Source organism: Micromonospora sp. NPDC049359 (assembly GCF_044466585.1).
GTDB lineage: Bacteria > Actinomycetota > Actinomycetes > Mycobacteriales > Micromonosporaceae > Micromonospora.
This window is the reverse complement of sequence record NZ_JBITMW010000002.1, coordinates 76,278-90,765: the sequence shown is the minus strand read 5'-3', so window position 1 is coordinate 90,765 and position 14,488 is coordinate 76,278. Positions and strand designations below refer to the sequence as shown.

Genomic DNA, 14,488 nt, shown 5'->3' with positions numbered 1-14,488 from the left:
CGACCGTCGGGCCGTCCGGCCCGCCGCTGGGGGCACCGGCCGTGGGCGCTGCGACCGGCCCCCGTCCCGAGGTCCCCGCGCCCGCCGGCCGGGCGGAAGCCGCGCCGCCACTGCGCCGGCCCGACGCCGTACCGCCGGGCCGTCGACCCGCGCCCGAGCCGGGCGCGGGCGGCCGGCCGCTCAGCGGTGACGGCCCGCAGCCCGGACGTCGTACGCCCGAACCGGCGCGGCCCGCCGGTGGCGCTGCCCGCTTCGACGGACCCGTGACCGGTGTCGCCCCGCAGGTCGCCGACGGACTGCGACCCGACCCCGCGATCGCCGACGACCCGCGTACGGCCCGGCGTCGTCCCGGGCCGGTCGACCCGGGCGCGCCGGAGCCACCCCGCCCCGCCGGGGGTGGTCACCGTCGTGCCGCCGAACCGGACGAGCCGGCGGTTCCCCGCACGGGCAACGCCCCGCCGCTGCCCGACGCGTCGCCCAGCGGCGCTGTCCCCACCGGCGGCCCGGCCACCGACGGCACCGGTCGCCGTCGGGCGGTCCCCGACGAGCAGGACCGACGCGCGGCGACCGGCGGTGAGCCGCAGCCGGAACGCCGGGACCGTCCGGAGCGGCCGGCGGACTGGCTGCGTCAGGCCGGCCGGCTGCCGCACACCGACCCGGGCCTGCCGGTGGTCAACCGTCGAGGGGCCGGCGGGCAGCCTGCGGAGCGGCCCGCCGGCCGCCGTACCGGCCCACCGCCCGCCGGTGACCTGAACGACCGCTCCGGTGCTCCACTCGCCGTACCCGATCCGGCCGCGGAGCGGGCCACCGGCCGCCGGGCCGCCGGGCCGCCCGCCGACCCGGGCGCGGACGCTCCCACCGGCCGCCGGGCCGCCCGCGCCCCGGAAACCACCGGCGAGCACCCGAGCGGTCCCGTGCCGCAGCCGCCGGCCCCGGGGGAGCGCCCGGTCGGCCGTCGGAGTGCTCCGAGCACCGCCCCGGACCCGATCAACCGTCGTCGCCGCCCGTCGGCCGAGCCGGCTGCCGAGGGGCGGCCCGGCCCGGCGGGCGAGCGCGGTGACGACTCGTACGCCGGTCCGCCCGGCGGCGGACGACCCGGGCCCGGCGCGCCCGTGCGCGGCGTCCGCTCCGGCCCACCCGGTGGCCGGGCCCGGCTTGCGCCCGACGACGCGCCGGTCTCCGGCGCCGGCCGCCGTGGGACCGATGGTCCACCCCGGCCCGGCGTGGCCCGCCCCGACGGACCGGCGCGCGCGGCGGTGCCGCCGGGCGCCGGTCCCGACAGCCCGCCCGGTCCACGCGGGGACGGCCCGCCCCGGTCCCGCCCCGAGGGTCCGGGCCGCGCCGCGGTGCCGCGGAACGCCGATGGTTCCGCTCGCGCGGCGACGCCGCCGGGCGTCGGTCCGGACGCCGCGGCCCGCGCCGCTGTCCCACCCGGCGTCGATCCGCAGGGTGCGGCTCGTGCCGGGGTACGACCTGGCGTCGGTCCGGACGCGCCACCCCGACCTGGTACGGCCCGGCCCCGCCCGGATGGTCCGGCTCGCGCGGCGGTCCCGCCGGGCGTCGGTTCGGACGCCGCGCCCCGACCGGATGGCCCGGCGCGTGCCGCCGTCCGCCCCCCGGGCGTCGCCCAGCCACCCGGTGGCGACGTTCGGACGGGCGTCGAGCAAGCCGGCCCCGGATCACCCGCGACCGCGCGTGCCGCCGCCCCACGTCCGGCGGACCGCGCCGCGGGCCGGGCGCTGCCGCCGCCCCGCGAGGGCGGCCGTCCCGAGCCCAGCGGTGTCGCCCCGGTGCCGCCGTCCGGTCGTACCGGCGAACCGGTCGCCCGTGCCGCGGTCGTGCCGCCGGGTGCGGCTGGCCCGGTGGACCGGCCACCGTCCGAACCGGTCGACGGGCCGGCGCTGCGCGCGGCCGGCGACGTCGCCGACGACGAGGACGCGGCCCCGGGCGCCCGCTCCGAGCAGCACCGGCAGTCGCGCGAACGACGCCGGCTGCGGGTCGCCGTCCTGGCGCTGGTCAGCATCGTGCTGCTCGGCGCGGTGCCCCTCTTCTTCGGCCTCCGCACCCTCAGCAGGGACCCGGTGTTCGACAACCTCGACCAGCTCAATGTGCCCTCATGGGCCGCGACGAAGACGGTCGACGACGTCAGCGGCAGCCGTTGGTGCCTGCTCGACTGTCGGCTGCGCGAGCGCACCGTCACCTCCGAGAAGTCGCCGGAGGAGACGGCGAAGGTCTACGAGGAGGCGCTGCGCGGCGATGGTTGGCGGCCGTGGAAGGTGGGCCGCTGCCCCGAGCAGGAGACCAAGGGCAGTTACACGTGCTGGCGTCAGGACGAGTTGACCCTCGACCTGTGGGTGCGCGCGCCGGCCTGCGTACCGCCGCCGGTCGACGGGGAGCCGGCGATCGTGCCGTCCCCCGAGCCGTCGGCCGCTGCGGGGGAGTGCGCCGGCTCGTTGGTGTCGGTGAAGGTGCGCAACGCGATCGACGACGAGCGGACCAGGCCGCAGCCCAGCACCGATCCGTCACTGACCGGGGAGGATCCGTTCCCGACGGTCAGCGGGGATCCGCTGGGCGATGTGACACCCTCACCGTCCTGAGCCGCTCTCCATCACGGACGGTAGGGTCTGGGGCTGGCGGACGCGCCGGCCGGCGACGGTTCGGTGGGTTCGGTGGGCACCACGGTTGTGCGTTCCGGGGACGTCGGGTCCGGCGGAAATCTGCTTGAGGAGGAGACGCGTGGGCGACATTCTGGCGGTCGCGGCGCTGATCGCGGCGAGCGCGTTCGCGGTGCTGGTGCTCATCCTGACGCTGCCGATCCTTCGGCTGCGGCACACGGTGGACGCCACCACCCGGATGATCAACGACCTCAACGACCGGACGGGACCGCTGCTCGGCGACGTCAACACCACGGTGAAGAACGTCAACGTGGCGCTGGAGCAGGTGCAGACCTCGCTCGACGGTGTGAACCTGCAGTTGGCGAAGGTCGACACGATGACCAGCCACGCCCAGAACGTCACCGCCAACGTCGCCAACCTGGCGACGGTGGTCTCCGCCGCGGCCGCGAACCCGCTGGTCAAGGTGGCCGCCTTCGGCTACAGCGTGCGCCGGGCCGCCGCCAGCCGCCGGCACGCCGAGACCGAGCGCGAGGTGCGCGACACCATCAAGCAGCAGCGGCGGGCCGCCCGGCGCGGCAACCGTTGACCGACCCGGCCACAGGAGGTAGCGCGACATGAAGCGGTTGTTCTGGCTCGGCATCGGCGTGGCCGTCGGCGTGGTGGTGGTCCGCAGGGCGACCCGGACCGCGCAGGCGTACACCCCGGCCGGCATCGCCAGCTCGTTGTCGGAATCCGCTGGCAGCCTGGTGGAGTCGGTGCGTAGCTTCGTGGAGGACGTGCGGGTCGGGATGGCCGAGCGCGAGCAGGAGATTCACCAGGCGTTCGTCCAGGGCGAGGCGTTCGACGACCAGTTCGCCGAGCTGCGGGAGTCCCCGCGGATCGGCGATAGAGAGATTTTTCCGGAGGAACACCAGCGATGAAGACGGCGGAGATCAAGCGGCGGTACCTCGCGCACTTCGAGGCGAACGGCCATGCCGTGGTGCCGTCCGCTCCGCTGCCCGCCATCAGCGATCCGAACCTGCTGTTTGTCAACGCCGGCATGGTGCAGTTCGTGCCCTACTTCCTGGGCCAGCAGACCCCGCCGTACCAGCGGGCGGTCAGCGTGCAGAAGTGCATCCGCACCCCGGACATCGACGAGGTCGGCAAGACCAGCCGGCACGGCACGTTCTTCCAGATGAACGGCAACTTCTCCTTCGGCGACTACTTCAAGGCCGGGGCGATTCCCCTGGCGTGGGAGTTGTCCACGAAGCCGATCGCCGAGGGTGGCTACGGGCTTGATCCGGAGCGGATCTGGCCGACCATCTACCTCGATGACGATGAGGCGTACGAGATCTGGCGGTCGGTGGGTGTGCCGGCGGAGCGGATCGTGCGGCGCGGCAAGGCGGACAACTTCTGGTCCATGGGCATCCCCGGACCGTGCGGTCCGTCGTCGGAGCTGTTCTACGACCGCGGCCCGGAGTACGGCGCCGAGGGTGGTCCGGCGGTCGACGAGGACCGGTACATGGAGTACTGGAACCTCGTGTTCATGCAGTTCGAGCGGGGACCGGGTACCAACAAGGAGGACTACCCGATCCTGGGTGACCTGCCGGCGCAGAACATCGACACCGGCATGGGCCTGGAGCGGATGGCCTCGATCCTGCAGGGCGTCGACAACCTGTACGAGATCGACGAGGTACGACCCATCCTCGCCCGGGCGGCCGAGCTGACCGGCAAGCGGTACGGCGCGCACTCCGGGCACGTGGCGAGCGAGTCGCACCCGGACGACGTCCGGCTGCGGGTGGTCGCGGATCACGTGCGCACCGCGCTGATGCTGATCGGCGACGGCGTGACGCCGAGCAACGAGGGCCGCGGGTACGTGCTGCGGCGGATCATGCGTCGGGCGATCCGGTCGATCCGGCTGCTGGGCTGGCAGGACCGGGCGCTGCCCGAGCTGCTGCCCGTCGCGCGGGACTGCATGGCCCCCTCGTACCCGGAGCTGGCGACCGACTTCGACCGCATCGCGCAGTACGCGTACGCGGAGGAGGAGGCGTTCCTGTCGACCCTGCGCGCCGGCACGACGATCCTGGACACGGCGATCGCCGAGACCCGTACGGCGGGTGGCACGGCGCTGTCCGGGGCGAAGGCGTTCCAGCTGCACGACACGTACGGCTTCCCGATCGACCTGACCCTGGAGATTGCGGCCGAGCAGGGCCTGAAGGTCGACGACGAGGGTTTCCGCCGGCTGATGGCCGACCAGCGGACCCGGGCCAAGGCGGACGCGCAGGCGCGCAAGACCGGGCACACCGACGTGTCGGCGTACCGGTCGGTGCTCGACGAGGGCGGCCCGGTGACGTTCACCGGCTACAGCGAGGTGGCCCGCGAGTCGCGGGTGCGGGCGCTGCTGGGCTCGGACGGCCCGCGCGCGGCGGCGACCGAGGGTGAGCTGGTCGAGTTGGTGCTCGACACGACCCCGTTCTACGCCGAGGGCGGCGGCCAGCAGCCCGACCACGGCCTCATCACGGTCGGCGACGGCCAGGTCGAGGTGCTCGACGTGCAGCAGCCGGTGCCGGGCCTGATCGTGCACCGGGCCCGCGTCCTCCGGGGTGAGGTGCACCCCGGCGACACCGGCTACGCCGAGATCGACACCACCCGGCGGCGGGCGATCTCCCGGTCGCACACGGCCACCCACCTGGTGCACCAGACCATGCGCAACTTCCTCGGCGAGTCGGCCACCCAGGCGGGTTCGTTGAACGCGCCGGGCCGGCTGCGGTTCGACTTCAACACCCCGACGGGTGTGTCGCCGACCGTCCTGCGCGACGTGGAGCAGCAGGTCAACGAGGTGTTGCTGGCCGACCTGGAGGTGCACGCCTTCATCACGTCGCTGGACGAGGCGCGGCGGATCGGCGCGATGGCGCTCTTCGGCGAGAAGTACGGCGAGGAGGTGCGGGTCGTCGAGGTGGGCGACTACGCCCGGGAGCTGTGCGGCGGCACGCACGTGGCCCGCTCGGCGCAGCTCGGGCTCGTGAAGATCCTCTCCGAGTCGTCGATCGGCTCCGGCGTACGCCGGGTCGAGGCGCTGGTCGGCATGGACGCGTTCGGCTTCCTGGCCAAGGAGCACCTGCTGGTGTCCCGGCTGGCCGAGCTGTACCGGGTGCCCAACGACCAGGTCGCCGACCGGGTGGAGCAGACGGTCACCCAGCTCCGGGACGCGGAGAAGGAGCTGGAGAAGCTGCGCGCCCAGTTGGTGCTGGGTGGGGCGGGCGCGCTCGCCGCGCAGGCGAAGGACGTGCGCGGGGTGGCGTACGTGGGAACCGAGGCGCCCGAGGGCGCGGCCGGCAACGACGTACGGACCCTCGCCCAGGAGATTCGCGGCAAGATCGACCCGGCGCGGCCGGCGGTGGTCGCCGTGGCGGCCCGGTCGAACGGCAAGGCGTCGTTGGTGGTGGCGGTCAACGCGGCGGCCCGCAGCCGGGGCCTCACCGCGTCGGACCTGGTGAAGGCGGCGTTCTCCGGGCGCGGCGGGGGGAGCCCCGACCTGGCCCAGGGTGGCGGTCTGCCCGCGACCGAGGCACCGAACCTGCTGCTCACCGTCGAGAAGGCGATCACCGAGGCGTGATGGACGGTCAGTTTCGACCAGGGCGGACCGAATGGTCCGCCCTGGTTCGTCGACAGCACAGGGGTGACCCACGGTGAGCGACTTCACACGGGGAGTTCGCCTCGGTGTGGACGTCGGTCAGGTGCGCGTGGGGGTGTCCCGCTCGGATCCGCACGGGGTGCTGGCCACGCCGCTGGTGACCCTCGCCCGCGATCTCACCGCCGCGCCGGAGGCGGTGCCGAGCGACATTGCCCAGCTCGCGGCGTTGGTAGCCGAGCACGAGGCGGTCGAGGTGGTCGTCGGGCTTCCGATCAATCTGGCCGGCAAACATGGCCCGGCCGCGCTCAGCGTCACGGCGTACGCTGACCGGCTGGTCAATGTGATAGCGCCGGTCCCGGTAACGCTCACCGACGAGAGGATGTCGACCGTGGTCGCTTCTCGTAGGCTTGCCGAGCGTGGCGTTCGTGGCAAGCGTCAACGTGCGGTTGTCGACCAGGCGGCCGCGGTGGAGATCCTGCAGAGCTGGCTGGACGCGCAGCGGAGGCGGACGTAATGATCGACGATCTGGACCTTGGGTTCGACGAGCCGGAGCGGGGTGAGAAGGGACGGCACCGACGCGGCTTCCGCAACAAGCGCAAGGGAGGCTCCGGCGGCGGCCGGGGCAAGACCTTCCTGGCGCTGTTGATGGCCCTGGTCCTGTTGGGCACCATCGGTGGTGGCGCGTACTACGGGTTCGACCGGATCCAGAACTACTTCGTCACGCCCGACTACGACGGTGCCGGCTCGGGCGAGGTGCTGGTCGACGTCAAGGCCGGTGACAGCGCGACCGATGTCGGCGCCACGTTGTACGAGGCCGGTGTGGTCAAGAGCGTCAAGGCCTTCATCGAGGCGGCGGACGGAAACTCGCGTAGCAAGAACCTCCAGGTGGGTCGCTACAAGGTCAAGAAGGAGATGAAGGCGTCCGAGGCCCTGCTCCTGCTGCTCGATCCGAAGAGCCGGGTGGTGAACGGGGTGACCATCCCGGAGGGGATGATCACCTTGGCGATCTATGACGAGCTGGCCAAGGCGACGAAGATTCCGGTCGCCGAGTTCAAGGCCGCCGCGAAGGACCCGGTCAAGCTGGGGGTGCCGGCCTTCTGGTTCAACCGGGGAGACGGCAAGAAGGGGCCGAAGAGCCTGGAGGGCTTCTTGTTCCCGGCGACGTACGAGCTTCCGCCGAAGGCGACGGCCGCGGAGATCCTGTCGCTGATGGTGGACAAGTTCCTCGAGGTGACCGAGCAGATCAAGTTCGTCGACACCGTCCAGGAGAAGCGGGGCATCTCCCCGTACGAAGCCTTGATCGCCGCCTCCATCGCGCAGGCCGAGTCGGTCAACCACGTCGACTTCCCGAAGGTATCCCGGGTGATCTACAACCGGGTGTACACGGACAAGTACCACTGCAAGTGCCTGGAGATCGACAGTGCGATCAACTACTGGTTGCGGTTGCAGGGCAAGGACCCGAAGGACTCCGACGTCCTGAAGGCCAGCGAACTCAACGATCCGAAGAACCCGTACCGCACCCATGGCGCCAACGGCCTGACCATCACGCCGATCAGCAACCCGGGCGAGGACGCGCTCAAGGGCGCGATGGACCCGCCGGTGGGCGACTGGATCTACTTCATGACCGTCGACAAGAAGGGCACGATGGGCTACGGCTCCAACGACGCCGACTTCCGGAACCTGCAGCGACAGATGTGCCGCAACGGCGTGCTCAGCGGCGAGAACTGTTAGTGAGGGCCGCCGTGGTCGGTGCGCCGATCGCGCACTCCCTCTCTCCGGTGATCCACAACGCCGGGTACGCCGCCGCCGGGCTGACCGGGTGGTCGTACACCCGGATCGAGTGCGGGGCGGCGGAGCTGCCGGATCTGGTCGCCGGCCTGGGCCCGGAGTGGGCCGGACTGTCGGTGACCATGCCGGGTAAGGAGGCGGCGCTCGCCGTGGCCGACGCCGCGTCGCCGGTAGCCGTCGCCGTCGGCGCGGCGAACACGTTGGTACGCCGTGCGGACGGCACGTGGTACGCGGACAACACGGACGTCGGTGGCATGGTGGACGTGCTCACCGAGGCCGGGGTGGTGGCCGGCGCGGCGGTGACCGTGCTCGGCGCGGGGGGTACGGCCCGCGCCGCCCTCGCCGCCGCCGCGCGGTTGGCCTGTTCGTCGGTCATCGTGGTGGCCCGTCGGGCCGAGGCGGTGGACGAGTTGCGACCGGTGGCGGCGGCGTTGGGTGTCGCCCTGACCGCCGGCCGTTGGGCCGATGCGCAACGGCACGTCTCGGCCGCCGACGTGGTCGTGTCCACCGTGCCGAAGGGGGTCGCCGATCCGCTGGCCGGCGGTGCGACCTGGCGGCCCGGCGCGGTGTTCTTCGACGCGCTCTACGACCCGTGGCCGACGCCGATGGCGGCGTCCGCCCGCGCGGCCGGCCTGCGGGTGGTGTCCGGACTGGACCTGCTGCTGGCGCAGGCGGTGGGTCAGTTCGAGCAGTTCACTGGCGTGACCGCGCCATTTACGGCGATGCGGGAAGCTCTGGTGGCGGCCCGCCGCTGACAATTGTGGCGGATCAGTGGCGCAATCGCTGGAATTCCGTCGGCCGTGCCGCGATTCGAATTCAGACAGACTTCGGGCGCTGTTCAGGTAGGCGAATGATTGATGCCGGTGGCCCTCGAAAATCGACCTGAGTCCATCCTAGCGGCCGGTGCTCTGGCGCGCTGCCCCGTTGCGGCATCGTGGCGGATTCTCTTCGTCGGTGGTCGGCATTGATGGCGCGTCATCCCTGGTAGAGGTGCGTGTGCAACTCAATGGAGAACCCGCTGGGGATCACCTGCAATCGCGGTGACGGTGACCGATCTGCCCTAGCTGCGACGTATGGGCGTCACTTTATAGACGATTAATCGGGTAGCCGAACTGCTTATCAGGCAACGCAAAGTAATGATTGACGTGCGGCAAGTATCTCTCCTACGGTTCGATCACTGTCGTTTTCGGACTTGGAGGTCCGTAGGTGAGTCATGCCTTTTTCCGAGGTGGAACACGTGCCACTCGACGATTGGCGGTCGCCGCTTCGCTGGCCCTGGTGGCCGGTACGCTGCCGACCCTGACCGGGCCGGCGGTCGCGGCCCCGGTCGCCGCACCAGCGCCGGCGTCAGGTCCCGACACCAGTTGCGCCGACCAGCAGCCCGACGAGGCCGCCGCGGTGGACGCCGCTCGCCGGTGTGCCAAGCGGGTGGAGAACCTCGCCGCCCGCAGCGAGACGCAGGATGTCTTCGTCAACCCCGACGGCACGTCGACCGCCCAGGTCTATGCCGGCCCGATCCGGATGCGGGACGCGGGGGGTCAGCTCGTCCCGATCGACCTCACCATGCGTGCGGAGGCGGATGGTTCGGTCGCACCGGTCGCCCACCCCAACGGTCTCAAGCTTTCCGGCGCGGTGGGCGCGGGCGAGCACGACCTGCTGAGCGTCGGAGTCGGCGCGCACCGGGCCGCGATCGGTTGGACCGGCGCGCTGCCGAAGCCGGTGCTGGCCGCCAACCGCGCGACGTACCCGGAGGTCCGGCCGGGTGTCGACCTCGTGGTCGAGGCCAGCCGTACCGGCGTGCGGCAGTACCTGCTGGTCAAGAACCGGGCCGCCGCCGCCCAGGTGGCGTCGGTGCGGCTGCCGGTACGGGCGAAGGGCCTGGTGACCACCGGCGACGGCGCCGGCGGTCTGCGCTTCGCCGATGACAAGGGCCGCATCGTGGCCACCTCGGCCACCCCGGAGATGTGGGACTCGTCCGTCGACCCGGCCAGCGGCGGCCCGAAGCGGCTGGTCAAGATCGCCGCCAAGCAGACCGCGCGGGCCGGCGCGATGGACCTGGCGCTCACCCCCGACCAGGCGTTCCTCGCGGACCCCGCGACGGTCTACCCGGTGATCGTGGATCCGTCGATCAATCCGGTATCGCCCACCTTCGCGACCTACGTGAAGTCCGACGACACCGTGACCCGCTCGGGTGCGAACGACATCCAGATCGGCAAGGCCTCCGGGGCCAACCCCGGAGTCGCCCGAGGGTTCGTCCACTGGGGCACGAGCGCGCTGCGCGGCAAGCAGATCACCTCGGCCACCGTCTACTTCTGGAACTGGTACTCCACGACCTGCTCCGCGAAGTCCTGGCAGATCTGGTCCACCGGCGCGGCCAGCTCCGGCACGCTCTGGACGAACCAGCCGGCGTGGAACTACCAGGAGGCCTCCTCCACCGCCACCAAGGGTCTGAACAGCACCTGTGACGACGGCTGGGTGAGCATCACCGGCACCAGCTTCTTCCAGCGGGCCGCCACGGCCAACCAGGCCACCGCCTACATGGGGATCCGGGCCACCAGCGAGACCGATCCGGACAGCTGGAAGCAGTTCCGCTCCGACGACGCGGACATCCAGAGCGAGGTTCCGTACGCGGTCGTGAACTACAACAGCTACCCCAACGCGTTGGACCCGACGAAGCTGCAGCCGGGCGACGCGAGCGAGACCGAGACGCGGACGCCGACCATGAAGGGTGTCTTCAGCGACCCGGACGGCGGCAGCGGCCGGGTCGACTTCGAGATCTACGACCGCAGCGGGTCGACGCTGGAGGTCTCCGGTTCCGGCGGCAGCGTCACGAACGGCAGCGAGTCGAGCTGGACGGTGCCGTCCGGTGAACTCGTCGCCAACACCACGTACAAGTGGCGGGCTCGCGGCCACGACGGCAGCGTCGCCGGGCCGTGGTCGAGCTGGCGGTTCATGACCACCTCGGACGGCTCGCCCACCGGTGAGCAGGGCCGGTTCTCCTTCCAGGACCAGGACCTGACCGACCGGTTGCAGCTCAAGGTGAACGTCGCCAACGGCAACCTGCTGCTCAAGGGTACCGACTTCAACATCCGTGGCACCGGCACCGACCTGGTGCTGGACCGCTACTACAACTCCCGGTCGACGGCCACGTCGACGCTTGGTAAGGGCTGGGTGCTCGGCACCGGGCAGGACGTGAAGGTGACGTTCTCCAAGACCGACCACGCCACCGCCGACATCACGTACCAGGCGCCCACGGGCTTCACCGCACGGTTCGTCAACGACGGCACCAACTCCTGGCGGACCCCGCCGAGCCTGGACGCCAAATTGACCCGTAACACCAGCACCGGGGAACTGCGGCTGAAGTTCGACAAGAGCGAGGGCAGCTTCTACTTCGCCGACGCGACCGGCCGGCTGCTGCGCACCCAGGACAAGAACAACAACAAGATCACCTTTGGGTACGACGGCTCGGGGAACGTCACCACCGTCACCGACACCCAGAGCCGGGTGGTGACCCTGTCGTACACCTCGGGTCGGTTGACCTCGATGACCGACTCGACCGGACGCCGGGTGAGCTACACCTACAACTCGGACCAGAACCTGAACACGGTGACCGACACCGCCAACGGCGTCACGGTCTACGAGTACACCGGCGATCGACTTACAAAGATCATCACGCCCGAGGGTCGGGTCACCAACCTCGGCTACGAGCCCGACACCTCCCGGATGCTCGACTACTTCGAGTTGACCAACCCGGGCGGCACGCCGGCCGAGGCACGGTGGCTGCTCACCTACTCCACCGGCAAGACGGAGGTGACCGACCCCAACGGGTACGCCACCGCCTCGACCACCGATGGCATCACCACCCACACCTACGAGACCCGCGACCGGGTCACCGAGGTGAAGGACGCCCTCGGCCACAAGCGGGCCAAGAAGTACAACGCCAACGACAACGTCGAGACCACCACCGACTCGCTGACCAACACCACCACCTTCGGGTACGACGCCAACACCAACAACATGACGTCGGTCGGCATCGCCACCGGGGCGAAGTCCACGATGTCCTACAACGACACCTCGCACCCGAACTCGGTGAGCGGGTCGACGGATCCCCAGGGCAACACCAACGCCTACTCCTACGACGCCGCGGGCAACAAGACCGGCACCGAGAGCTCGCAGTATCCGGGGCAGAAGATCGACGAGGCGGAGCACAACTCGAACGGCACGGTCAAGTGGCGCGAGGACGGCAAGGACGTCCGCACCAACTACACCTACGACGCCAAGGGCAATCTGACCCTGGTGGACAACCCGGGCCCGCTGGGGGACATCACCATCCTGCCGGACGCGCTGTCGCGCATGCTCGAACACACCGACGGCAAGGGTCAGAAGACCCAGTACGTCTACGACCAGCTGGACCGGGTCGACAAGATCACCTTTAAGGGCGCCGTCGTCGTCGACTACACCTACGACAAGGACGGCAACCTCACCCAGGTGGCCGATCCGACCGGTGCCACGACGTTCGGCTACGACAGGTTCGGCCGACCCAGCAGCAAGTCCGTGCCCGGGGCGACGCCGATCGGGTACGAGTACGACCGTAACGGGAACATGACGAAGTACACCGACGGCGGCGGCTCGGTCACCTATGGCTACAACGCCGTGAACCTGGTGACGTCGCTGCTGGAGCCGGGTGCGTCCACCGCGGTGACCTTCACCTACGACGAGAACAACCGGCGGCGGTTCATGTACCTGCCGACGTCACCGCGGATCACCGTGGAGATGAAGTACGACAAGTCCGGCCGGCAAACCTCGATCACGGCGACCAACGACAGCACGTCGGCGAAGCTGTCCTCCTTCACCTACGACTACAGCAAGACGGTCAACGGGGTCACGACCGACACCGCCCAGCGGCAGAAGGTCACCGACCTGTCGGGAACGACGACGTACACCTACGACAAGCTGAACCGTCTGACGGGTGCGTCGGGTGCGCTGTCGCGCAGCTACGACTACGACGAGAACTTCAACCGCACCTCCAAGACGGAGAGCGGCACCACCACGTCGTACAGCTACAACGACGCCCACCAGTTGACGTCTGCGGCCTCGACGACGTACTCGTACGACGCCAACGGCAACACCACCGGCTCGTCGTCGGGCTGGGCGTTCTCCTACAACACGGTGAACAACCAGACCACCTCGATCACCAAGCCGGGCGGGACGGCGTTGACTCCGCTCACCTACGGCGGCGCGGACCAGACCGAGCGGCGGGGCGCGGGCTCGACCACGTACGTCAGCTCGGCCCTGGGCGTCGCCTCGGCGAAGGCCCCGGCGGGCTCCGGTGGCACGGTGACCGCGAACTCGACGGACCCCGCGCCGGGGACCTCCGACTACTACACCCGGGACAACGCCGGTTCGCTGATCGGTTTGCGGGCCAACGGGGTGCGGTACTACTACCTCGTCGACGGCCTCGGCTCGGTGGTGGGTCTGGTGAACGGAAGCGCTGCGAAGGTCAACTCCTACAGCTACGACCCGTACGGCATCCAGCTGTCGGCGTCGCAGCAGGTGTCGAACCCCTGGCGGTACGCGTCCGGTCACCTCGACGGCGCGACCGGTCTGACCAAGTTCGGTGCCCGCTACTACGACCCGGGTCTGGGTCGGTTCACCCAGCGGGACCCGTCCGGTAAGGACCTGGCGTACAGCTACGCGTCCTGCAACCCGGCCAACAACACCGACCCCACCGGACTTGCGACCGACGCGGAGGCCAACGACGCCTTCGCATTGATCGGCGGGGCCATCGCGGGTGTAGCGATCGGTGGGTTTGCGTCAACCCTCGGCGCGCCGGTGCTAGCCGCGTGGGCCATCGGAGGGTGTGCTGCTGGCGCAGTCGGTACGCTCATCTCCCAAAAGGGCGAGTCAACATGGAGTGGCGTCGCGCTGAACTGCTTCGCGGGTGCCGTAGGCGGGCTGATCGGCGGGGTTTTCTCCAAAGGCGCGAGAGCTCTCTTCTGATGATCCCTTCCGCCGGAGGTCTTGATGTCGGTCCTGGTGCTCCTCGCCATAGGTGCCCTCAGCGTCCTGGTGCTGATTGCCGCGCTCGGGTACGGCTCGCTCGGTTGGCCCATCGTGGCGGTCATGGCCCTGTTGGCTGTGGTCGTGGTCGTCCAGGTGTGGCGGAGAGTCCGCTCCGGTGTGTTGCGGCCGCAGGGAAGTGGCGGGCAGTATCTGCTGCTGGGCGGCTTGGTTACGGCCGTGTGGCTGGTGGGAGCGGTCTTGTACCTCACCTCCGACCTCTCGGTGCCGCTCTACGCACTGGCGTTGCTCCTCGTCCCGTGCGTGACCTTCCTGATCGCGGGGCTACGGCAACGCCGTAGTTGACGATCGGGACCTCCAGCCGCCGTTGCCCGGCTGACACGATTTGGTGACGCCCAGGAGCGGGGTGGGTGGGGCTCGAGATCGGAGTCCCACCCACCTGCCCAGCGGA

Annotated in this window: 9 protein-coding genes; all 9 read left to right on the top strand. The window is 70.6% G+C overall.

Annotation, left to right across the window (positions count from 1 at the left end; translation table 11 throughout):
- The first annotated feature begins 1,901 nt into the window (after positions 1-1,901).
- The 9 genes from ACIBTX_RS06635 to ACIBTX_RS06595 all read left to right on the top strand — a co-directional run bounded on the left by ACIBTX_RS06635 (position 1,902) and on the right by ACIBTX_RS06595 (position 14,382).
- The gene (locus ACIBTX_RS06635; RefSeq protein WP_357133527.1) at positions 1,902-2,597 is read left to right on the top strand and encodes a hypothetical protein; all 696 of its coding nucleotides are present in this window, start codon (positions 1,902-1,904) and stop codon (positions 2,595-2,597) included.
- Positions 2,598-2,736: 139 nt separating this feature from the next.
- On the top strand, positions 2,737-3,201 hold the full coding sequence (locus ACIBTX_RS06630; protein ID WP_355053620.1) for a DUF948 domain-containing protein: 465 nt from the start codon (positions 2,737-2,739) through the stop codon (positions 3,199-3,201).
- Positions 3,202-3,229: 28 nt separating this feature from the next.
- Positions 3,230-3,535, top strand: coding sequence for a hypothetical protein (locus tag ACIBTX_RS06625; RefSeq protein WP_355053621.1), 306 nt, complete (start codon positions 3,230-3,232; stop codon positions 3,533-3,535).
- Entirely contained in the window at positions 3,532-6,210 is a 2,679-nt protein-coding gene (alaS, locus tag ACIBTX_RS06620; protein WP_357175754.1) for an alanine--tRNA ligase, read from the top strand. The genes ACIBTX_RS06625 and alaS overlap by 4 nt, the downstream gene beginning before the upstream one ends.
- Before the next feature lie 73 nt (positions 6,211-6,283).
- Positions 6,284-6,742, top strand: coding sequence for a Holliday junction resolvase RuvX (gene ruvX / locus ACIBTX_RS06615; RefSeq protein WP_357175751.1), 459 nt, complete (start codon positions 6,284-6,286; stop codon positions 6,740-6,742).
- A complete protein-coding gene (gene mltG / locus ACIBTX_RS06610; protein WP_357133482.1) occupies positions 6,742-7,959 on the top strand; it encodes an endolytic transglycosylase MltG in 1,218 nt (405 codons plus the stop codon). The genes ruvX and mltG overlap by 1 nt, the downstream gene beginning before the upstream one ends.
- Positions 7,959-8,771, top strand: coding sequence for a shikimate dehydrogenase (locus tag ACIBTX_RS06605; RefSeq protein WP_357133480.1), 813 nt, complete (start codon positions 7,959-7,961; stop codon positions 8,769-8,771). The genes mltG and ACIBTX_RS06605 overlap by 1 nt, the downstream gene beginning before the upstream one ends.
- A gap of 496 nt (positions 8,772-9,267) precedes the next feature.
- On the top strand, positions 9,268-14,016 hold the full coding sequence (locus ACIBTX_RS06600; protein WP_396832158.1) for an RHS repeat-associated core domain-containing protein: 4,749 nt from the start codon (positions 9,268-9,270) through the stop codon (positions 14,014-14,016).
- 24 nt (positions 14,017-14,040) lie between these two features.
- Positions 14,041-14,382 (top strand): hypothetical protein, encoded by a 342-nt coding sequence (locus ACIBTX_RS06595; protein WP_357133476.1) that lies wholly within the window; start codon positions 14,041-14,043, stop codon positions 14,380-14,382.
- Positions 14,383-14,488: the final 106 nt, after the last annotated feature.

Bases quoted from the DNA above. Each gene is read 5' to 3' on its own strand.
- alaS (WP_357175754.1), top strand. From the start codon at position 3,532: ATGAAGACGGCGGAGATCAAGCGGCGGTACCTCGCGCACTTCGAGGCG.
- ACIBTX_RS06625 (WP_355053621.1), top strand. From the start codon at position 3,230: ATGAAGCGGTTGTTCTGGCTCGGCATCGGCGTGGCCGTCGGCGTGGTG.
- ACIBTX_RS06595 (WP_357133476.1), top strand. From the start codon at position 14,041: ATGTCGGTCCTGGTGCTCCTCGCCATAGGTGCCCTCAGCGTCCTGGTG.
- mltG (WP_357133482.1), top strand. From the start codon at position 6,742: ATGATCGACGATCTGGACCTTGGGTTCGACGAGCCGGAGCGGGGTGAG.